The 17,805-nt window shown below is 63.4% G+C and carries 22 protein-coding genes; 5 read left to right on the top strand and 17 right to left on the bottom strand.

What is annotated here, in order from left to right:
* Positions 1–3: 3 nt before the first annotated feature.
* From cyoE to AC07N6_RS16105, 4 genes are read right to left on the bottom strand one after another with little or no spacing between them, the layout of a single operon-like run.
* Positions 4–897 (bottom strand): heme o synthase, encoded by an 894-nt coding sequence (cyoE, locus tag AC07N6_RS16120; RefSeq protein WP_494782801.1) that lies wholly within the window; start codon positions 895–897, stop codon positions 4–6.
* Complete coding sequence (locus AC07N6_RS16115) at positions 894–2,036, bottom strand: COX15/CtaA family protein (RefSeq protein WP_494782802.1); 1,143 nt, start codon at positions 2,034–2,036, stop codon at positions 894–896. The genes cyoE and AC07N6_RS16115 overlap by 4 nt, the downstream gene beginning before the upstream one ends.
* 33 nt (positions 2,037–2,069) lie before the next feature.
* Positions 2,070–2,702, bottom strand: coding sequence for an SCO family protein (locus tag AC07N6_RS16110; RefSeq protein ID WP_494782803.1), 633 nt, complete (start codon positions 2,700–2,702; stop codon positions 2,070–2,072).
* On the bottom strand, positions 2,699–3,430 hold the full coding sequence (locus AC07N6_RS16105; protein ID WP_494782804.1) for an SURF1 family protein: 732 nt from the start codon (positions 3,428–3,430) through the stop codon (positions 2,699–2,701). Before AC07N6_RS16105 ends, AC07N6_RS16110 begins: the two co-directional genes overlap by 4 nt.
* Before the next feature lie 233 nt (positions 3,431–3,663).
* Between AC07N6_RS16105 and AC07N6_RS16100 the strand changes: the two genes are divergently transcribed.
* A complete protein-coding gene (locus AC07N6_RS16100) occupies positions 3,664–3,864 on the top strand; it encodes a twin transmembrane helix small protein (protein ID WP_006461519.1) in 201 nt (66 codons plus the stop codon).
* Between the two features lie 59 nt (positions 3,865–3,923).
* On the opposite strand, the gene AC07N6_RS16095 is transcribed toward AC07N6_RS16100, so the two are convergent.
* The 8 genes from AC07N6_RS16095 to AC07N6_RS16060 form a co-directional block, all read right to left on the bottom strand.
* The gene (locus tag AC07N6_RS16095) at positions 3,924–4,784 is read right to left on the bottom strand and encodes a cytochrome c oxidase subunit 3 (protein ID WP_494782805.1); all 861 of its coding nucleotides are present in this window, start codon (positions 4,782–4,784) and stop codon (positions 3,924–3,926) included.
* Between the two features lie 101 nt (positions 4,785–4,885).
* Entirely contained in the window at positions 4,886–5,113 is a 228-nt protein-coding gene (locus AC07N6_RS16090; RefSeq protein WP_494782806.1) for a DUF2970 domain-containing protein, read from the bottom strand.
* 28 nt (positions 5,114–5,141) lie between these two features.
* Positions 5,142–5,711, bottom strand: coding sequence for a cytochrome c oxidase assembly protein (locus AC07N6_RS16085; RefSeq protein ID WP_494782807.1), 570 nt, complete (start codon positions 5,709–5,711; stop codon positions 5,142–5,144).
* Positions 5,708–5,818 (bottom strand): cytochrome oxidase small assembly protein, encoded by a 111-nt coding sequence (locus tag AC07N6_RS16080; RefSeq protein ID WP_494782808.1) that lies wholly within the window; start codon positions 5,816–5,818, stop codon positions 5,708–5,710. Before AC07N6_RS16080 ends, AC07N6_RS16085 begins: the two co-directional genes overlap by 4 nt.
* 54 nt (positions 5,819–5,872) lie before the next feature.
* The gene (ctaD, locus tag AC07N6_RS16075; RefSeq protein WP_494782809.1) at positions 5,873–7,495 is read right to left on the bottom strand and encodes a cytochrome c oxidase subunit I; all 1,623 of its coding nucleotides are present in this window, start codon (positions 7,493–7,495) and stop codon (positions 5,873–5,875) included.
* 19 nt (positions 7,496–7,514) lie between these two features.
* A complete protein-coding gene (coxB, locus tag AC07N6_RS16070) occupies positions 7,515–8,675 on the bottom strand; it encodes a cytochrome c oxidase subunit II (protein WP_494782810.1) in 1,161 nt (386 codons plus the stop codon).
* Between the two features lie 32 nt (positions 8,676–8,707).
* Positions 8,708–9,169: a DUF2244 domain-containing protein gene (locus AC07N6_RS16065; RefSeq protein ID WP_494782811.1), complete on the bottom strand. Its 462-nt coding sequence runs from the start codon at positions 9,167–9,169 to the stop codon at positions 8,708–8,710.
* A gap of 380 nt (positions 9,170–9,549) precedes the next feature.
* Positions 9,550–10,491, bottom strand: coding sequence for a methyltransferase domain-containing protein (locus tag AC07N6_RS16060; protein ID WP_494782812.1), 942 nt, complete (start codon positions 10,489–10,491; stop codon positions 9,550–9,552).
* Positions 10,492–10,559: 68 nt separating this feature from the next.
* Here AC07N6_RS16060 and AC07N6_RS16055 point away from each other — a divergent pair, with 68 nt between their 5' ends.
* Positions 10,560–11,396 carry a phosphoribosyltransferase family protein gene (locus tag AC07N6_RS16055; RefSeq protein ID WP_494782813.1) on the top strand — a complete coding sequence of 279 codons (837 nt, stop codon included), beginning with the start codon at positions 10,560–10,562 and terminating at the stop codon, positions 11,394–11,396.
* Between the two features lie 28 nt (positions 11,397–11,424).
* Complete coding sequence (locus AC07N6_RS16050; protein WP_494782814.1) at positions 11,425–11,907, top strand: tRNA (cytidine(34)-2'-O)-methyltransferase; 483 nt, start codon at positions 11,425–11,427, stop codon at positions 11,905–11,907.
* A gap of 91 nt (positions 11,908–11,998) precedes the next feature.
* On the opposite strand, the gene AC07N6_RS16045 is transcribed toward AC07N6_RS16050, so the two are convergent.
* The 4 genes from AC07N6_RS16045 to AC07N6_RS16030 form a co-directional block, all read right to left on the bottom strand.
* A complete protein-coding gene (locus tag AC07N6_RS16045; protein ID WP_494782815.1) occupies positions 11,999–12,793 on the bottom strand; it encodes an ABC transporter ATP-binding protein in 795 nt (264 codons plus the stop codon).
* 1 nt (position 12,794) lies between these two features.
* Positions 12,795–13,688: an ABC transporter permease gene (locus AC07N6_RS16040; RefSeq protein ID WP_494782816.1), complete on the bottom strand. Its 894-nt coding sequence runs from the start codon at positions 13,686–13,688 to the stop codon at positions 12,795–12,797.
* 116 nt (positions 13,689–13,804) lie between these two features.
* Complete coding sequence (locus AC07N6_RS16035; protein ID WP_494782898.1) at positions 13,805–14,794, bottom strand: ABC transporter substrate-binding protein; 990 nt, start codon at positions 14,792–14,794, stop codon at positions 13,805–13,807.
* Between the two features lie 159 nt (positions 14,795–14,953).
* Positions 14,954–15,934 carry an ABC transporter substrate-binding protein gene (locus AC07N6_RS16030; protein ID WP_494782817.1) on the bottom strand — a complete coding sequence of 327 codons (981 nt, stop codon included), beginning with the start codon at positions 15,932–15,934 and terminating at the stop codon, positions 14,954–14,956.
* Positions 15,935–16,167: 233 nt separating this feature from the next.
* On the opposite strand from AC07N6_RS16030, the gene AC07N6_RS16025 reads away from it, so the two are divergent.
* Positions 16,168–16,581, top strand: coding sequence for a DUF2946 family protein (locus AC07N6_RS16025; RefSeq protein ID WP_494782818.1), 414 nt, complete (start codon positions 16,168–16,170; stop codon positions 16,579–16,581).
* A gap of 96 nt (positions 16,582–16,677) precedes the next feature.
* Positions 16,678–17,190: a copper chaperone PCu(A)C gene (locus AC07N6_RS16020; protein ID WP_494782819.1), complete on the top strand. Its 513-nt coding sequence runs from the start codon at positions 16,678–16,680 to the stop codon at positions 17,188–17,190.
* An 81-nt stretch (positions 17,191–17,271) separates the two neighbouring features.
* Here AC07N6_RS16020 and rfaE2 read toward each other — a convergent pair whose 3' ends face one another.
* Positions 17,272–17,754 (bottom strand): D-glycero-beta-D-manno-heptose 1-phosphate adenylyltransferase, encoded by a 483-nt coding sequence (gene rfaE2 / locus AC07N6_RS16015; protein WP_050466718.1) that lies wholly within the window; start codon positions 17,752–17,754, stop codon positions 17,272–17,274.
* Between the last annotated feature and the right edge of the window lie 51 nt (positions 17,755–17,805).

The following is a 17,805-nucleotide window of genomic DNA, read 5'->3' as shown; positions in this document are numbered from 1 at the left end:
AGGTCAGAAGGTACGGAACAGGAAATAGTGGTCCACCAGCAGCACCGCGAACAAAATCGACAGGTAGACGATGGAATAGGCAAACGCCTTGCGGGCGATCAGGTCGGTGTAGTGGCGGTAGATCTGCCACGAATACCAGAAGAAGATGCCGCCCAGCACGATAGCGGTAGCCAGGTAGATCAGGCCGCTCATCCCGATGGCGAAAGGCAGCATGCTGGTCGCCAGCAGTGCGATGGTGTACATCAGGATGTGGAACTTGGTCACCTCCATGCCATGCGTGATCGGCAGCATCGGCAGGCCGGACTTGGCGTAGTCGTCGCGGCGGTACATGGCCAGCGCCCAGAAGTGCGGCGGGGTCCAGATGAAGATGATCATCACCAGCACCCAGGCCTGCATCGGCACGTCGTTGGCGATCGCGGCCCAGCCCAGCGCCGGCGGCATGGCGCCGGCCAGGCCGCCGATCACGATGTTCTGCGGCGTGGCGGGCTTGAGGATGATGGTGTAGATGATGGCGTAGCCGACGAAGGTGGCGAAGGTCAGCCACATGGTCAGCGGATTGACCAGGTTGTAGAGCACCCACATGCCCAGGCCGCCGATGACGCCCGAGAATATCAGCGTCTGGGTCACGGTGATCTCGCCGCGCGCCAGCGGACGGCGGGCGGTGCGCGCCATGCGCGAATCGATTTCGCGTTCGACCAGGCAGTTGATCGCAAAAGCGGCGCCGGCCAGCAGCCAGATGCCCACGGTACCGAACACCACCTTGTGCCAGTCCGGCAACTCCGGACTCGACAGGAACATGCCGATCACGGCGCAGAACACGGCCAGTTGCGTCACGCGCGGCTTGGTCAGGGCCCAGTACTGGGCGATGCGGTTGGGTTGGGCGGTCAGAGTGGTCATACAGAGCCTAGTGGCGCGGCAACGGCCGGCTGTGAATTAGCCTCGGCGATGCCGGCGGGAGCGTATCGAGCCTTGTAGTTTAACATGACCAGCAATATGACCAGCAGCGCCGCCCCGCCGTTGTGCACCACAGCAATGGCCAGCGGCCAGCTCAGGTAGATGGTCGCCAGGCCCGTGGCCAGCTGCAAACCCACGATGATCAGGAGCCAGCGGCCGGTCTTGCGCAGGCCTGCGTCGCGCAGCGCCTTGTGTGCCAGCCATACAACATACAAGATCACGACAAAGGCGAAACTGCGGTGCACCCAGTGGATCGCCGTCAACGCCTGGAACGGCAGGAAGTCGCCGCCGGCCGTCATGCCCAGGTGGCGCCACAGGGTGAAGCCATGTTCGAAATCCATGTCCGGCACCAGCTTGCCGTTGCACAGCGGGAAGTCGGTGCAGGCCAGCGCCGCGTAATTGGTGCTGACCCAGCCGCCCAGCGCGATCTGCAGCGTCAGCAGCGCCAGCCCTATCGTGGCCGGCCACACCAGTGCCCGGGCGGCGGGCGTCACCGGCAGGTGCGGACTCTGGCGCGCGGCCAGCCAGGCCAGCATGGCCAACAGCGTCAGTCCCAGCAGCAGGTGGATGGTGACGATGACGGGTTGCAGCTTCATGGTCACGGTCCAGGCGCCGAAGGCGCCTTGCAGGCAGACGAAACCCAGCAGGGCCGTCGGGAACCACGGGCGGTATTGGGGCTCGGTCCCCTGCGACTTGATCCAGCGCCGCCAGGCCATCGCCATCAGCGCGATGATCAGCACGCCCACCGCCATGGCGAAATAGCGGTGCGTCATCTCGATCCAGGCCTTGCCCCAGGTCACCGGGCCGGTCGGCATGGCTTCCTGCGCGGCGTTGATATGCGCATGCGCCAGCAAAGGATTGGAATGGTTGTAGCAGCCCGGCCAGTCCGGGCAGCCCAGGCCGGAATCGGTGAGCCGGGTAAAGGCGCCGAACATGATCAGGTCGAAGGTGAAGAACATCGTCACCCACACCAGCTTGCGGTACTTGTTGTCGAAGCCCTTGGCCCGCCATACCAGCGAAAGCGGAATCAATGCCAGCAGGAGGCCGGTCAGCCCCAGTTCAATCAGCGTCGTTGCGTTCATCTTCTTTCAAACCTGCGCCGCGTCACGCCTGGCCTAGCCGATGGCCGAGGCGCGCAGCAGCTTGGAAATATCCTTCTTCATCTTGCCCGGATCCGGGTCCTTGGGGAAACGCATCATCAAATTGCCCAGCGGGTCGATCAGGTAGATATGGTCCTCGGCCGAACCGCCCGCCTCCACCGGCAGCCAGGCCTTCAGCCTGGCCGCATCCACCCGCAGCATATCGGTGCCGTCGTATTCGCGTATGAGCATGGTCTCCACCGGCGCCTTGTCGGTCACCAGCCAGACGCGTTCGACGCGCTCCATTTCCTTGCCTTGCATCAGCCGCAACTGGCGCATGGTAAACAGTTTGTTGCGGCAGGCGGCGGCACAGTCGGCGCTGTCCACCTGCAACATGATCCACTTGCCCTTGTAATCCTCCAGCCCGGCACGGTCGCCGTCGAGCGCGCTGCTGCCCAGGTCGGGAATCGGATACTGGCGCGGGTCGATCAGCGTGCCGTAGTTGTTGCGGCTCTCCGGCTTGATCACGTAATAGGTGAAATACGACGCGATCATCGGCGCCGCGCACACCAGCACCACCAGCAGCATCTTCCAGCGGCCGCGACGGCGGCGCTTTTCATCGTCGGCGGCAGCGGCAGCCGCCGGCCGGCTTGCATCGAGGTTTGTCATTGCCTGTCGTTACCCTTGCGTCTCAATCCCGTAACAAGAAAAAATACCAGCGCCATCGCCGCCAACGCATACCACTGCAAGGCATAAGCGCGGTGGCGATCGATGCCCAGCGCAGGCGCCGGCCAGTCGCGCGCCAGCCCATCGTCGCCATCCGGCGGCGCGGCGCGTTGTTCCACCACCAGCGACGACAGTTGCAAGCCGCTGGCCGCGGCCAGCGCGGCGATATCCAGGTTCTGCAGGATCGCACCCGGCCTGGGCGCATCGGCCTGCCCCAACTGCAGCACATGGCCGGCATCGCGGCGCAAGACGCCATCGATGCGCGTCAAGCCGGACGGCGTGGGCGGATGCGGCACCTTGGCGCGATCGGCGACATCGCGCGGCGCCCAGCCTCGCGCCACCATGACGGTGCGCTGCGAACCCGCTATTTTAAACGGCGTCAGCACATGGAAGCCCACCGCGCCGTCATGCGGACGATTTTCCAGGTAGACCGTCCACTGCGGCACGAACTCCCCCTCCAGCAGGACATGGCGGAATTCGCTGGCGCCGGCCTCGCTATCGGGCGGCAGCGCCTGCAAGGGCGCTTCCTTGGCGCGCGCCTCGATGCGCTGCTGGATCGCCAGCTTCTCCTCGGCGCGATGGGTCTGCCATTGCCCCAGGGCGATGCCGGCGGCGGCGACCGCGATCGTGGCGCACAAGGGGATCCAGCGGATTCGGAATCTGATTGGCATTAGAGCGTGTTATGAATTATTTCAGCCCCCCGCGCAGCCCCGGCAACGGGCCGAATGCAAGGCGCGACGACGCGTCGTGGTGGCGCCACGGCAAGGAGGAGTAAGGCAGCAGGCGGCCCGCAGCGGGGGCTGAAATAATTCATAACACGCTCTACAATGGACGAAAATATTTCAAACGGCCGCGCCGGCGATGCACCCCGGCGACGCGGCGGAGACACCGGGATTCTACCCTCATGAAAATCATCGTCGCGATCGCGTTCATCCTCATCCTCGCCAGCTTGGCTTCCGCGCTGATCTTCCTCATGCGCGACAAGGGCAAAAGCAACCGCACGGTGCAGGCCCTGACCTTGCGCGTGGGCTTCTCGGTGGCGCTGTTCCTGTTCATCCTGCTGAGCTACAAGCTCGGATGGATACAGCCCACCGGCATACGCTGACCGCATGAAAAAGCCGCACACGGGTGCGGCTTTTTCACATCCTTAGGCCAGGAACAGGCTTACAGCCAGTACACCACAACGTACAAGCCCAGCCACACCACGTCCACAAAGTGCCAGTACCAGGCCGCGCCTTCGAAGGCGAAGTGGTTGGTCGGCGTGAAATGGCCGCGCAACAGGCGATACAGCACCACCGACAGCATGATCGCGCCCATCGTCACGTGGAAGCCGTGGAAGCCGGTCAGCATGAAGAAGGTCGAACCATAGATGCCGGAGGTCAGCTTCAAGTTCAATTCGGTGTAGGCATGGATGTATTCGTACGCCTGGAACCCCATGAACACCGCGCCCAGCAGAATCGTCAGGAACAGCCACACCGCCGTCTTCTGGCGGTGGCCGGCGCGCAGCGCATGGTGCGAGATGGTCAGGGTCACGCCTGAACTGAGCAGCAGCAAGGTATTGATGGTCGGGATCGGGAACGGCCCCATGGTGTTGAAGCTCTCCACGGTGCCCGCCGGGCCGACGTTGCCCCAGTGCGCGGCGAAGTCGGGCCAGATCACCTTGTGGTCGAGGTCTGCCAGCCAGGGCATCGTGATGCTGCGCGCATAGAACAATGCCCCGAAGAAGGCGGCGAAGAACATCACTTCCGAGAAGATGAACCAGCTCATGCTCCAGCGGTAGGAGCGGTCGACGTGCTCGCCGTAGAGGCCGGACTCGGACTCCTTGATGGCGTCGCCGAACCAGTAATACAGCACCACCAGCACCATCAGGATGCCGAAGATGTTGACATACGGCGCCCATGGTACGCCGTTGACCCATGCCGATGCGCCGGCCATCGTGATGAGCATCGATATGCCGGCCATCATCGGCCAGCGCGACGGCCCCGGAACGAAGTAATGCGGCGCCTTGGCTTGTTGAGAACTCATTTCCATCTCCCGATACGAAATTCAGCTGACTCGTTGTTTCGTTGTTTTGAATGGCCTGCGCCCGTTTCAGGCGCTGCCGGCCACTTGCCGTTGATGCATTGTCATGTCGCGGCCTGCGCCACCACCAGCTTCACGATGACCACCAGCACCGCCACGAAGATGGCCGCGCCGATCACGCCGGCCACCAGTACGTGGACCGGATTGAGCCTGGCGGCATCAGACTCGTAGTCGCTCTTCTTGCGCACGCCGAAGAAGGACCAGAACACCGCCTTCATCGTCGCGCCGAACGACGCCTTGCGTTGCGATGCCTGTTTCAGATCCTCGCTCACTGCCTGCCCTCCTGGCGCATCCGCCGGTTCAACCCTGCGTCTTGTCCTTGCCGCCGATCTCGAAGAAGGTATACGAGAGCGTGATCGTCGTCACATCCTTGGGCAGCTTGGGATCGATGTAGAACACCACCGGCATCTGCTTGGCCTCGTTCGGCCCCAGCGTTTGCTGCGTGAAGCAGAAGCACTCCACCTTCTTGAAGAAGGCCGCCGACTGCTGCGGCGCATAACTGGGAATCGCCTGGGCGTCCACATTGCGCGACTGCGTATTCACCACTTCGTAGGTCACCTGGGTCATCTCGCCCGGATGCACCTGCATGCTCGCCACCGTCGGCCGGAAACGCCACGGCCCCTGCGAATTGCCGTCGAACTCGATGGTGACCGTGCGCGACTTGTCGACCTGCGTATTGGACGGCGCTTCCACCGTCGCATCCTTGAGCGTCAGGAAATTGACGCCGGTCACCTCGCAGATCTTGCGGTACAACGGAATCAGCGCGTAGCCGAAGCCGAACATCAGCACCGCCACCACCACCAGCTTGCGCAGCATCACGCGGTTCAGCACGCGCTCCTGGCTCCCGCCTTGCGGATCGCTCTTGCTCATTTGGCGAACCAGATGCGGTTGACGAAGATGCCGACGAAGAAGGCCAGCGCCACCAGCCCCAGCAACAGGCCGGTGCGCAGATTGTTCGGTTGCTTGCGATCAGACATGGGAATCCCGGGTTGGTCGGCGCACACCGGCATTGCCCGCGTGCGCCCGGCTCGTCACTTGAAAACAGGCGGCTCTTCGAACGTGTGGAAAGGCGCCGGGCTGGGTACGGTCCACTCCAGGCCTTCCGCGCCTTCCCATGGCTTGGCTTCGGCCTTCTTGCCGCCCTTGATCGATGGGATCACCACCCAGAACAGGAAGTACACCTGGCTCAGGCCGAAACCGAAGGCGCCGATCGAGGCCAGCATGTTGAAGTCGGTGAACTGCGCCGGATAGTCCGCATAGCGGCGCGGCATGCCGGCCAGCCCGAGGAAGTGCATCGGGAAGAAGGTGACGTTGAACGTGATCAGCGAAGCCCAGAAGTGGAACTTGCCGCGCCATTCGTTGTACATGTAGCCGGTCCACTTCGGGCCCCAGTAATAGTAGCCGGCGAACAGCGCGAACAGCGAACCGGCCACCAGCACATAGTGGAAGTGCGCCACCACGTAGTAGGTATCCTGCATCTGGATGTCGATCGGAGTCACCGCCAGGATCAGGCCGGTGAAGCCGCCCATGGTGAACACGAAGATGAAGCCGACCGAAAACAGCATCGGCGTCTCGAAGGTCATCGAGCCGCGCCACATGGTGGCGATCCAGTTGAAGATCTTCACGCCGGTCGGCACCGCGATCAGCATGGTGGCGTACATGAAGAACAGTTGCGCGGTCACCGGCATGCCGGTGGTGAACATGTGGTGCGCCCAGACGATGAAGGACAGGATCGCAATCGAAGCGGTCGCGTACACCATCGAGGCATAGCCGAACAGCGGCTTGCGCGCAAAGGCCGGGATGATCTGCGAGACGATGCCGAAGGCCGGCAAGATCATGATGTACACCTCGGGGTGGCCGAAGAACCAGAAGATGTGCTGGTACATCACCGGGTCGCCGCCGCCGGCGGCGTTGAAGAACGAGGTGCCGAAGTGGCGGTCGGTGAGCGTCATGGTGATGGCGCCTGCCAGCACCGGCATGACCGCGATCAGCAGGTAGGCGGTGATCAGCCAGGTCCAGCAGAACATCGGCATCTTCATCAGCGTCATGCCGGGCGCGCGCATGTTGAGGATGGTGACGATGATGTTGATCGAACCCATGATCGACGAAGCGCCCATGATGTGCATGGCGAAGATGGCCATGTCCATGCCTGGGCCCATCTGGGTCGACAGCGGCGCGTACAGCGTCCAGCCCGCGGCGGTGGCCCCGCCCGGCGCCAGGAACGAGCCTGCCAGCAGCAGCGCCGCCGGCGGCAGCAGCCAGAACGAGAAGTTGTTCATGCGCGCGAACGCCATGTCGGAGGCGCCGATCTGCAGCGGGATCATCCAGTTGGCGAAGCCGACGAAGGCCGGCATGATGGCGCCGAACACCATCACCAGGCCGTGCATGGTGGTCAACTGGTTGAAGAACTCGGGACGGAAGAACTGCAGGCCCGGATGGAACAGCTCGGCGCGGATCAGCAATGCCAGCACGCCGCCCGAGAGCAGCATGGTGAACGAGAACCACAGGTAGAGCGTGCCGATGTCCTTGTGGTTGGTGGCGAACAGCCAGCGGCGCCAGCCGTGCGGATGGCCGTGGTCGTGCGCGTGGTCGTGATCGTGGCCATGCGCGTGATCGTGGGAATGATCAGGGGTGTGATCAACGGTGGTGGTCATAGTCCTGTTCTCCAATCGATTACTTGCGGCCGGCCAGCACTTCGGCGGGCTGAACGATGTTTTCCTGCGCCTTGTTGGACCAGCTGTTGCGCGTATAGGTGATGACGGCGGCGATCTCGGTGTCGTTGAGCACGGTCTTCCACGCCGGCATGGCGTTCTTGCCGTTCAACACCACATGGATCTGCTGCGCCCTGGGGCCGTTGACCACCGGGTCGCCGTCCAGCGGCGGGAAGGCGCCGGGCACACCACGGCCGTTGGCTTGGTGGCAGACCGCGCAATTGGCGGTATAGACCTTTTCGCCGCGCTGCTTGAGCTCGTCGATGGTCCAGGTCTTGTTCGGATCGTCGGCCTTGGCCGCCATTTCCTTCTTCTTTTCATCGACCCAGGTCTTGTAGTCGGCCTCGCTGACCACATTCACCACGATGGGCATGAAAGCGTGGTCCTTGCCGCACAGCTCGACGCACTGGCCGCGATAGGTGCCGATCTTCTCGGCCCGGAACCAGGTGTCGCGCACGAAGCCGGGGATCGCATCCTGCTTGACGCCGAAGGCGGGAACGGTCCACGAGTGGATCACGTCGTTGGCGGTGGTGACGATGCGCACCTTCTTGTTGACCGGCACCACGACCGGGTTGTCCACTTCCAGCAGGTAGTTGTCGTTCTTCTTGATCGAGGCATCGGTAATCTGCTCGCGCGGCGTGGCCAGGTTGGAGAGGAAGGAAATGCCTTCGCCCTCGCCCTTCAGGTAATCGTAGCCCCACTTCCATTGCATGCCGGTGACCTTGATGGTGAGGTCGGCATTGGAAGTATCCTTCATCGCCACCACCGTCTTGGTGGCCGGCAGCGCCATGCCGATCACGATCAGGAACGGCACCACGGTCCAGGCGATTTCCACCGTCGTGCTTTCATGGAAGGTGGAAGCCTTGTGGCCAAGCGACTTGCGGTGCTTGAGGATGGAATAGAACATGACGCCGAACACCGCCACGAAGATCACCAGGCAGATGATCAGCATCAGGATGTGCAGGTCGTAGATTTGTTCGGCGATTTGGGTGACGGGCGGCTGGAAGTTCATTTGCCTTACTGCGGGTCCCCCTGGACTGTCCACCACTGCCCAGGACGGGATTCCCGCCGCCAGCAGCGATGCACCGAGGGTCAACGATTGAAGGCGCTTCGCATGTTTCATGGATTTCCTCAAAAGCCCAAAATTTATAAGAATTAGAATTTCGCCAACACGCCGATCCTTGCGGACAATTCGCGTTCCAGCTCGCGCGCGAACTCGCGTCGTTTCCATTCGCTCATAAAACGGCCTACTTCCACACGCATGCCGGAACACTCCAGCCCCACCAGCGACTGGCGGGCGACAGGGAAGGCGATGCGCGAGCGGCGCGGATCCAGCTTGATACGGCTTGCCTTGCCTGCCTGCGTCAATTCGACGACCAGGCAGTCGTCCAACAAAGCGACATATTCACGATCAGTTGCATGGCGGGCGTACACCAGGAAGGCGATGCCGACCGCCGAAAGCTCAATGACAGAAAAAATCAGGATGATCCAGGCGCCATGGACGGTGAATGCCAACGCGACCGCCAGCGATACGGCACAGAGTATTGCAAAGACCCACGCCAACTGGCGCGGCGCAATCGAACAATTGCGCTTCAATATCCATTCCCGCGTCTCCATAGCACCTCGCCAGCATGATTGTCGGTCGAGCGTGTCTCTAAGTCGAACCGCTGAAGACCGCGCCGGCGCTGCATCACGGGGCGGTTGCCGCCCTCCGCGACGCCCTGTGGCGCTGGTGCTGTCCGCATGGCGGCTCTTTATTTATTCTTAAATTCTTAACCGTTTGAGTATAAGGGGTAACGCCGCCCGTGATCAAGCAAACCCAATCCCATGCCCCTGAACGTTTTTACCGAACCGCTCCAAACAGGCACTGCCGCCCGCCGCCCGGCTTGCAGACTGGCTTCCAAGGCCTGCGCCCGATTCTGGCAGGGCGTAACGATACAACAACGATGGCCGATTCCAGATGGACTTTGGCAACTAAGCCTTATATGCCGTTGCCACTACTTCCTGGGCAAATCGAACCGGATGATGCTTTCGCCGGATGCGGTCTGTTTCGGCACCGGCCGGAAGGCGTGGCCATACACCACCTCGAACGTCAGCGGTATCTTGCCGTCGCGGTTGCGCATCGCCTCGAGGGCCGCCAGCAGGCGCTGGCGCTGGCCGCGCGAGAGCAGCCCGCGGCGGCGCGTTTCCAGCGGATTGCCGCCCCAGGCGCGCACGTCTTGCAGCAGGCGTTGCGGCGTCTCGTAGGTCACGGTAATCGTTTCCATGTCCATCACCGGCGTGGAAAAGCCGGCATTGACCAGCATGTCGCCGAAGTCGTGCATGTCCACGAACGGCAGGGTATGCGGCGCCAGGTCGATGCTCTCGAAGGCGCCGCGCACTTCGCGCAGGGTATCCGGGCCGAAGCACGAGAACATCAGCAAGCCTTCCACCCGCAGCACGCGCCGCCATTCGGCGAACACGCGGTCGGGCTGCGGATGCCAGTGCAGCGCCAGGTTGGACCAGACCAGGTCGAGCGAATTGTGTCCCAAAGGGAGTTGGGCGAAATCGGCGCACGCCAGCTCGGGGCCGTTGCCGCCGGCAGCGCCCAGCCACTTGTTGATGGAGCCGAACAGGCGGTTGACCGCCGACCGGGCGCCGCGCTGGTGCTCGGCGGCCACGCACAGCATGCTGTAGGCGCCGTCCAGCCCGACCACCTGAGCCTCGGGATAACGCTTTTGCAGCATCGGCAAATCGGCGCCCTCGCCGCAGCCGGCGTCGAGCACCTGGTTGGGAGCGATCTTCACCAGCGCCAGGCGCTCCTGCATGCGCCAGGACACCTCGCGGCGCAGGAAGTCGGATTCGGCCACCCGCTGCGGCCGGCCAAAGGTACGGCGCACCAAAGGCAAATCGATCGGCGCGCTGAGTTTGGCGCTGGCGGATGGCGGACTGAGGGACATCGAATCGGGAAACAGGTGAGATAATGGCCGTAGTTTAGTCGAAATCCATTTTCCCCGGGCGCAACCCCATGGACGTCAAACCGCACAAACCCAGCAATGCGCCTGCCGCGCCCAAGACGGCTGCCGCCTACAAGCGGGCAGCGCCGGCCAAGCCGCAACAGGCCGGCTGGGTGAAACGCATGCTGGCCCGCATTCCGCAACTGCTGCCCTCCTCCTGCGCCCTGTGCGGCGAGGCCGGGCGCGACACGCTGTGCGCGCCTTGCCGCCAGCGCTTCTTCACGCGCCAGCATCGGCGCTGCCTCCAATGTGCGCTGCCGATGCCGGCCACCGGCAAGGAATTGCGTTGCGGCGCCTGCCTCAAGAACAAGCCTGCGTTCGACGCCACCATTGTCGCCACCGACTATTTCGCGCCGTCCGACCAACTGGTGCTGGCCCTGAAGTTCGGCGGCGACCTGCGGCTGGCGCCGCTGCTGGCCGAACTGATCCGCAACGCCGCGCTGCGCGCTCCGCTGCCGGGCAGCGCTGCCCAGGCGCCGCTGCCGACCATGCTGGCGGCGGTTCCGCTGGGCCGCGTCCGCCTCCAGGAACGCGGCTTCAACCAGGCGCTGGAAATCGCCAAGCCGCTGTCCAGGCTGCTCGACATTCCATTGCATCCATCCCTGCTCGAACGGGTGAAAGAAACCCAGGCGCAGTCCGGCCTGCCGCTGGCGGCGCGCGGCCGCAATATCCGCAAGGCCTTCGTGGTGCCTTACGACGCCATGGATCATGTGCGCGGCCGCCACGTAGGCATCGTCGACGATGTCATGACCACCGGCGAGACCCTCAACGAACTGGCCGCCACCCTCAAGCGTTTCGGCGCCAAGCGCGTGACCAACCTGGTTTTCGCGCGCACCCTGCCGGGCTGATCCGGCATCGCATTTTCAGGAGATTTGCTTGTTTCACGTCGTACTGGTCGAGCCGGAGATCCCTCCCAATACCGGCAACATCATCCGCCTGTGCGCCAACACCGGCGCGCAACTACACCTGATCGAACCGCTCGGCTTTCCGCTCGACGACGCCAAGATGCGCCGTGCCGGGCTCGACTACCATGATTACGCGACCATGCAGGTGCACCCGGATTGGGACACCTTCCTGGAACGCCGCCGCGCCGATCCGCAATTCGATCCGGCGCGCATGTTCGCCATGACCACCCACGGTTCGACGCCGTTCGCCGGCCTCGCCTTCCGCCCGGGCGACACCTTCGTGTTCGGCGCCGAAACGCGCGGGCTGGCGCCGGCGTTGCGCGAATCTTTCCCGGCCGCGCAGCGCATCCGCCTGCCGATGCGGCCGGACAACCGCAGCCTCAATCTCTCCAACACCGTGGCGGTGGTGGTGTATGAGGCGTGGCGGCAGAATGGCTATGAGGGCGGGAGCTGAGACACGATGCGAATGTGAAGATGTGAAGGACAATGAAAAACGGCTCCCGCTATTCACAGGAGCCGTTTTTCATGGAGCGATACGCTTTGGCTTAACCAAGCAACAAGGCATCGTCCGACAGTTTCTCGCCGCGCGTCTGCTCGAACATCTTGAGCAGGTCCGGCACATCCAGCCCGGCGCGTTCCTTCCCCGACACATCCAGCACCACCTTGCCCTGATGCAGCATCACGGTGCGGTCGCCATAGTCCAGCGCCTGGCGCATGCTGTGGGTCACCATCATCGTGGTCAGCTTGCTCTCGGTCACGATCTTGGCGGTCAGCTCCAGCACGAAAGCGGCGGTCTTGGGATCGAGCGCGGCGGTATGCTCATCCAGCAGCAAAATGCGCGAAGGCTGCAGCGATGCCATCAACAGGCTGACCGCCTGGCGCTGGCCGCCGGACAGCAGGCCGATGCGATCGGAGAGGCGCTTTTCCAACCCCAGGTTCAGGATCGCCAGCTTCTCGCGGAACAGCTCGCGCATCTTGCCGCGGATGGCGAAGTTGAAACCGCGGCGGCGGCCGCGCGCCATCGCCAACGCCATGTTTTCTTCGATGGTCAATGCCTCGCAGGTACCCGCCATCGGGTCCTGGAACACCCGCGCCACCATGCCGGCGCGGTCCCAGGCCTGCTTCCTGGTGACATCGGCGCCATCGATTTCGATCGTGCCCGAGTCCATCAGCAAGTCGCCCGAGATGGCGTTCAAAAAGGTCGACTTGCCCGCGCCGTTGGAACCGATCACGGCCACGAACTGGCCGGTCGGGATTTCCAGCGAGAGGCCGCGCAGCGCCGGGTTTTCGATCGGCGTGCCGGGATTGAAGGTGATCTTGAGATCGCTTGCTTTCAACATCTCAGGCCCCCTTCATCAACAGTTTCAGCTTGCGCTTGCCCATCGGCAGCACCAACGCCAGCATCACCAGCACCGCGGTCACCAGGTTCAGGTCCTGCGCCTGCAAGCCGATGAAGTCGCTGTTCAAGGCCAGCGCAATGAAGAAGCGATAGAGGATGGCGCCCAGGATCACCGCCAGCGTAGTCCACACCAGGCGGCGCGCCGGCAGGATGTTCTCGCCGATGATCACCGCCGCCAGGCCGATGACGATGGTGCCGATGCCCATGGAAATGTCGGAACCGCCCTGGGTCTGCGCAAACAGCGCGCCGGCCAGCGCCACCAGCGCATTGGCCAGCGCCATGCCGGCCAGCGTGGCGGCGCCGGTGGCGATGCCCTGGGCGCGCGCCATACGGGCATTGGCGCCGGTGGCGCGCATGGCCAGGCCGATTTCGGAAGAGAAGAACCAATCCAGCAGCAGCTTGACGACGATCACCACCACCAGCAGGATCAACGGACGGCCGACATAGTCGGGGATCCAGTCGGGCTGCAGGATGGTGAAGATGGTCGACTCGGAAATCAGCGGTACGTTGGGCTTGCCCATCACGCGCAGGTTGATCGAATACAGCGCGATCATCATCAGGATACTGGCCAGCAGATCCATGATCTTGAGCCGCACATTCAACCAGGCGGTGGTGAAGCCGGCCAGTGCGCCGGCCAAGATGGCGACGCCGGTCGACAGGAATGGATCATGGCCGGCCGCGATCATGGTGGCGGCCACGGCGCCGCCGAGCGGAAAACTGCCGTCGACGGTCAGGTCGGGGAAAGTGAGAATGCGGAAGGAAATCAGCACTCCGAGGGCCACGAGGCTGAAAATCAGGCCGATTTCCAGTGCGCCCAACAGCGTATACAGCGACATAAAAGGTCTTTCTTAAAAAACACATTCGGCATTGGCGTGATACGCCAGTGCCGAATGTCTTCTGCGTTCCGCGAAGCGCCGCAGGGATGGCGCAATGCCTCGCGGTGCCGTGCAGATCAGTTCAGTACCTTGGTCGCCGACTTCAGGAACTCCGGCGACAGGGTCACGCCCTGCTTTTGCGCTGCCGAGGTGTTGACGTACAGCTCAAGGTTCTTGCTGGTCGAGGAAGCGATATCGCCCGGCTTCTCGCCCTTCAGGATACGCGCCACCATCTTGCCGGTCTGGCGCCCCAGGTCGTAGAAGTTCACCCCCAGCGCCGCCACGGCGCCGCGCTTGACGCTGCCGGTATCGGAAGCGATCAGCGGGATCCTGGCGTCGTTGCAGACCTTGGCCAGCGATTCGAAGACCGAGACCACGTTGTTGTCGGTGGTGGTGTACATCACGTCGATCTTGCCGATCAGGCTCTTGGCGGCCGGGGCCACGTCAACCGAGCGCGGCGCGGCGGCCTCGACCAGGGTCATGCCCTGCTTCTGCAGCTCGCCCTTGATGTTGTTCAGCGCCGATACGGAATTGGCTTCGCCCGGATTGTAAACGATCCCGACGCGCTTGGCGTTGGGCGCCACGCGCTTGATGATCTCGACCTGCGCGACCGGATCGAGCATGTGCGACATGCCGGTCACGTTGGTGCCGGATGGCTTCCAGTCCTTGACCAGTTGGGCCGCCATCGGGTCGGCGATGGCCGAATAGACGATCGGGATGGTCTTGGTCGCGGCCACCATCGGCTGCGCCGACGGGGTGCCGATCACGACGATGGCGTCAGGGTTGTCGCCCACGAACTTCCTGGCGATCTGGCCGGCGGTGCCGGCATTGCCCTGGGCGCTCTGGAAATCCCATTTCAGGTTCTTGCCCGGCTCGAAGCCTTCGGCGATGAGTTCATCCTTGGTGCCATCGCGCACGGCATCCAACGCCGGATGCTCGACATAGGAAGTCACGGCGACCACCTTCTCGGCCGCCAGCGCGGAAGCGCAGACGGCACTGATGGCCAGCGCGCCGGCAATGGCGCGCAATGATTTAGTTAATGCAAACACAGTCCACTCCTCTTTCATGACGGTCGGCGCCTGGGCAGCCGCGCTGCCTGGCCCGTTATTCATATATGGCGTTGTATGGCGTTGAAACGATGTACAGATGGCGACTTGCCCCCAAATAAAACGATCCCGCTTCGATAGCGGGATCGTTGTATCGGGGACGTCAGGCGCTACTTTAACTTATTGCTTGATGACGGTCTTGGCCGAGCTCACCAGTTCCGGCGACAGGGTCACGCCCTGCTTTTGCGCCGCGGCCGTATTGACGAACAGTTCCAGCTTGCTGCTGGTGGCCGAAGCGATATCGCCCGGCTTTTCGCCCTTGAGGATACGCGCCACGACCTTGCCGGTCTGGCGGCCCAGGTCGTAGTAGTTCACGCCCAGGGCGGCAATGGCGCCGCGCTTGACGCTGTCGGTATCGGAAGCGACCAGCGGGATCTTGGCGTCGTTGCCGACCTTGACCAGCGATTCGTAAGCCGAAACCACGTTGTTGTCGGTATTGGTGTAGATCACATCGACCTTGCCGATCAGGCTCCTGGCGGCGGTACCGACGTCAACCGAACGCGGCGCGGCGGCTTCCACCAGGGTCATGCCGGACTTGGTCAGCAGTTCCTTGAGCGCCTTGACCACCACCGCCGAATTGGCTTCGCCCGGGTTATAGACCATGCCCACGCGCTTGGCATTGGGCACCACGCGCTTGATCAGGTCGACCTGCTTGTCCAGCTCCAGCACATCGGACACGCCGGTGACATTGGTGCCGGAGGCCTTCCAGTCCTTCACCAGTTGCGCGGCGACCGGGTCGGTCACGCCGGAGTAGACCACGGGGATGGTCTTGGTGGCGGCCACCAGCGCCTGGGCCGACGGCGTGGCGATGGCCACCACCGCGTCAGGCTTGTCGCCCACGAACTTGCGGGCGATCTGGGCGGCGGTGCCGGTGTTGCCCTGGGCGCTCTGGTAATCCCACTTCAGGTTCTTGCCGGCTTCGAAGCCTTCATCCTTCAACTCATCCTTGACGCCATCGCGGATCGCGTCCAGCGCCGGGTGTTCGACGATGGCGGTCACCGACACTGCCTTGTCCGCCGCCATGGCGGGGGCCGCGCAGACTGCGGCCAGGGACAATGCGCCAACCAGGGCGCGCAGCGTCAATTTGGTGGTATTGGACATGTAGTCTCCCTTGGAAAAATTGTTGGGAATAGCCGAAAAGACGGTAAGTCTAGCCTAGCGCACCCCAACAATCAATTTGCACAGCGCCATTGCCGCGGCCCTGCCGCGGCCGCCCTTACGGCAAGGTTGACCATGAACGAGACGAACCGGATCGTTTTGACGCCGCTCCTCGCATGGGTGCCGCACGCCCGGCCAAACGAACTTGCCGCGGCCTGTTGCTATAATCCCCCGTCATGCATTCACGCCCGCCAGCCTCGCATTGCCCCGCCGTACGCCGCCACAAGCCGCACGCCGGGTTGCCGTTTGGGCGGCGCGCTTGGCTGCATCTGTGGCTGGCCTTGTTCATGGCAGCCGGCCCTTGGCTGCAGCCGGCCTTCGCGCAAGCGCCGCAAGATATCCCCGCCATGGCGATCTGCAGCGTGGCCAACACCGGCGGTGGGCCCAATTCCGGCGGCACGCCGGCACATGCCGCAGCCCATTGCCAGCTATGCTGCGGCAACCAGACGCCCTATCCCTTGCCTGCGGCCGACTTGCCCGGCGCCGCCGCGCCCGGCATCAGCTATCCTGTGGCGCGGGCCTGGCAAGCCGGCTGCGCGCCCAGCCTGGCGCCGGGTTCGCCGCGCGCCAGAGCGCCGCCTGCGGCCTGATCCACCTCGAAAACGCAGCAAAAACAGGCCGAATGGAATGCGCGCGGCATTGGCCCGCGCGCTCCCGGCGCCAACACCTCCAAAGGACGCAATCATATGAAGCAATTCTTCCAACGCGCCGCCGGCATTGCCGCCGCCGCAGCCCTCCTCGTCGCCGCACCGCTGTCGCAGGCGCATGAATACAAGCTGGGGCAACTGGAAATCGGCCATCCCTACGCGCGCGCCACCGTTCCCGGCCAACCGGCTGGCGGCGCCTATTTCAGCATCGAAAACAAGGGCGCGGCATCGGACAAGCTGGTCGCCCTGTCGTCGCCGGTCGCCAAATCGACCGAAATCCATACGATGGCGATGGAAGGCAACCTGATGAAGATGCGCGAAGTCGATGGCGGCCTGGAAATCAAACCGGGCCAGAAGATCGCCATGCAGCCGGGCAATGGTTACCACATCATGCTGATGGGCTTGTCCAAACCGCTCAAGGCCGGCGACAAAGTGCCGCTGAGCCTGACCTTTGAAAAGGCCGGCAAGGTGGATGTCACGCTCAATGTGGAAGATCCGGCGGCCGCCTCAGGCGCGGGCAAGGATGACATGAAGGGCCACATGCACCACTGACCCCGGCCAGCACCGAGCAGGAGCGACAAGGCCGGCAGGAGCGTTTGCTCCTGCCGGCCTTGTCATTGCGGGGACGCAAGCTCAACCCGCCAGCTTGCGCACCTTGGCCAGCAGCTTGGTCGTCGAGCGGTCGTGTTCGAAGGCGATCGCCAGCACTTGCCCGCCATAAGCCACCACCGCCTTGCCCTCGGGAATGGCGCCCATGTCGTAGTCGCCGCCCTTCACGTAAATCTCGGGCTGCCCCTCCTGCACCACTTCCAGCGCCGTATCTTCATCGAACGGCACCACCAGCGATACCGACTCCAGGGCGGCCAGCACGGCCATGCGATCTTCGCAGGTGTTGATCGGGCGATCGTCGCCCTTGCCCAGGCGCTTGACCGATGCATCGGTATTGGCGGCCACCACCAGCGAAGCGCCCTGCGCGCGCGCCTGCGCCAGGTAAGTCACATGGCCTCGGTGCAGGATGTCGAATACGCCATTGGTCAGCACCACCGGCTTGGGCAATTGGGAAATGCGCTCCTTGAGTTGGGCGCGGGTACATACCTTGTCTTCGAAATCGGCCATTTGGAATCGGTTTGTGCCGGCGATGCATGACCGCCGTAAATGAAAAAAGCC

Source organism: Herbaspirillum sp. GW821-FHT09A12 (genome assembly GCF_059418325.1).
The sequence above is the reverse complement of the archived record's forward strand: the minus strand, read 5'-3'. Positions and strand labels throughout refer to the sequence as shown.

Coding starts and splice junctions, on each gene's coding strand:
- cyoE (WP_494782801.1), bottom strand. CDS start 897: ATGACCACTCTGACCGCCCAACCCAACCGCATCGCCCAGTACTGGGCC.
- AC07N6_RS16115 (WP_494782802.1), bottom strand. CDS start 2,036: ATGAACGCAACGACGCTGATTGAACTGGGGCTGACCGGCCTCCTGCTG.
- AC07N6_RS16110 (WP_494782803.1), bottom strand. CDS start 2,702: ATGACAAACCTCGATGCAAGCCGGCCGGCGGCTGCCGCTGCCGCCGAC.
- AC07N6_RS16105 (WP_494782804.1), bottom strand. CDS start 3,430: ATGCCAATCAGATTCCGAATCCGCTGGATCCCCTTGTGCGCCACGATC.
- AC07N6_RS16100 (WP_006461519.1), top strand. CDS start 3,664: ATGAAAATCATCGTCGCGATCGCGTTCATCCTCATCCTCGCCAGCTTG.
- AC07N6_RS16095 (WP_494782805.1), bottom strand. CDS start 4,784: ATGAGTTCTCAACAAGCCAAGGCGCCGCATTACTTCGTTCCGGGGCCG.
- AC07N6_RS16085 (WP_494782807.1), bottom strand. CDS start 5,711: ATGAGCAAGAGCGATCCGCAAGGCGGGAGCCAGGAGCGCGTGCTGAAC.
- AC07N6_RS16080 (WP_494782808.1), bottom strand. CDS start 5,818: ATGTCTGATCGCAAGCAACCGAACAATCTGCGCACCGGCCTGTTGCTG.
- ctaD (WP_494782809.1), bottom strand. CDS start 7,495: ATGACCACCACCGTTGATCACACCCCTGATCATTCCCACGATCACGCG.
- coxB (WP_494782810.1), bottom strand. CDS start 8,675: ATGAAACATGCGAAGCGCCTTCAATCGTTGACCCTCGGTGCATCGCTG.
- AC07N6_RS16065 (WP_494782811.1), bottom strand. CDS start 9,169: ATGGAGACGCGGGAATGGATATTGAAGCGCAATTGTTCGATTGCGCCG.
- AC07N6_RS16060 (WP_494782812.1), bottom strand. CDS start 10,491: ATGTCCCTCAGTCCGCCATCCGCCAGCGCCAAACTCAGCGCGCCGATC.
- AC07N6_RS16055 (WP_494782813.1), top strand. CDS start 10,560: ATGGACGTCAAACCGCACAAACCCAGCAATGCGCCTGCCGCGCCCAAG.
- AC07N6_RS16045 (WP_494782815.1), bottom strand. CDS start 12,793: ATGTTGAAAGCAAGCGATCTCAAGATCACCTTCAATCCCGGCACGCCG.
- AC07N6_RS16040 (WP_494782816.1), bottom strand. CDS start 13,688: ATGTCGCTGTATACGCTGTTGGGCGCACTGGAAATCGGCCTGATTTTC.
- AC07N6_RS16035 (WP_494782898.1), bottom strand. CDS start 14,794: ATGAAAGAGGAGTGGACTGTGTTTGCATTAACTAAATCATTGCGCGCC.
- AC07N6_RS16030 (WP_494782817.1), bottom strand. CDS start 15,934: ATGTCCAATACCACCAAATTGACGCTGCGCGCCCTGGTTGGCGCATTG.
- AC07N6_RS16025 (WP_494782818.1), top strand. CDS start 16,168: ATGCATTCACGCCCGCCAGCCTCGCATTGCCCCGCCGTACGCCGCCAC.
- AC07N6_RS16020 (WP_494782819.1), top strand. CDS start 16,678: ATGAAGCAATTCTTCCAACGCGCCGCCGGCATTGCCGCCGCCGCAGCC.
- rfaE2 (WP_050466718.1), bottom strand. CDS start 17,754: ATGGCCGATTTCGAAGACAAGGTATGTACCCGCGCCCAACTCAAGGAG.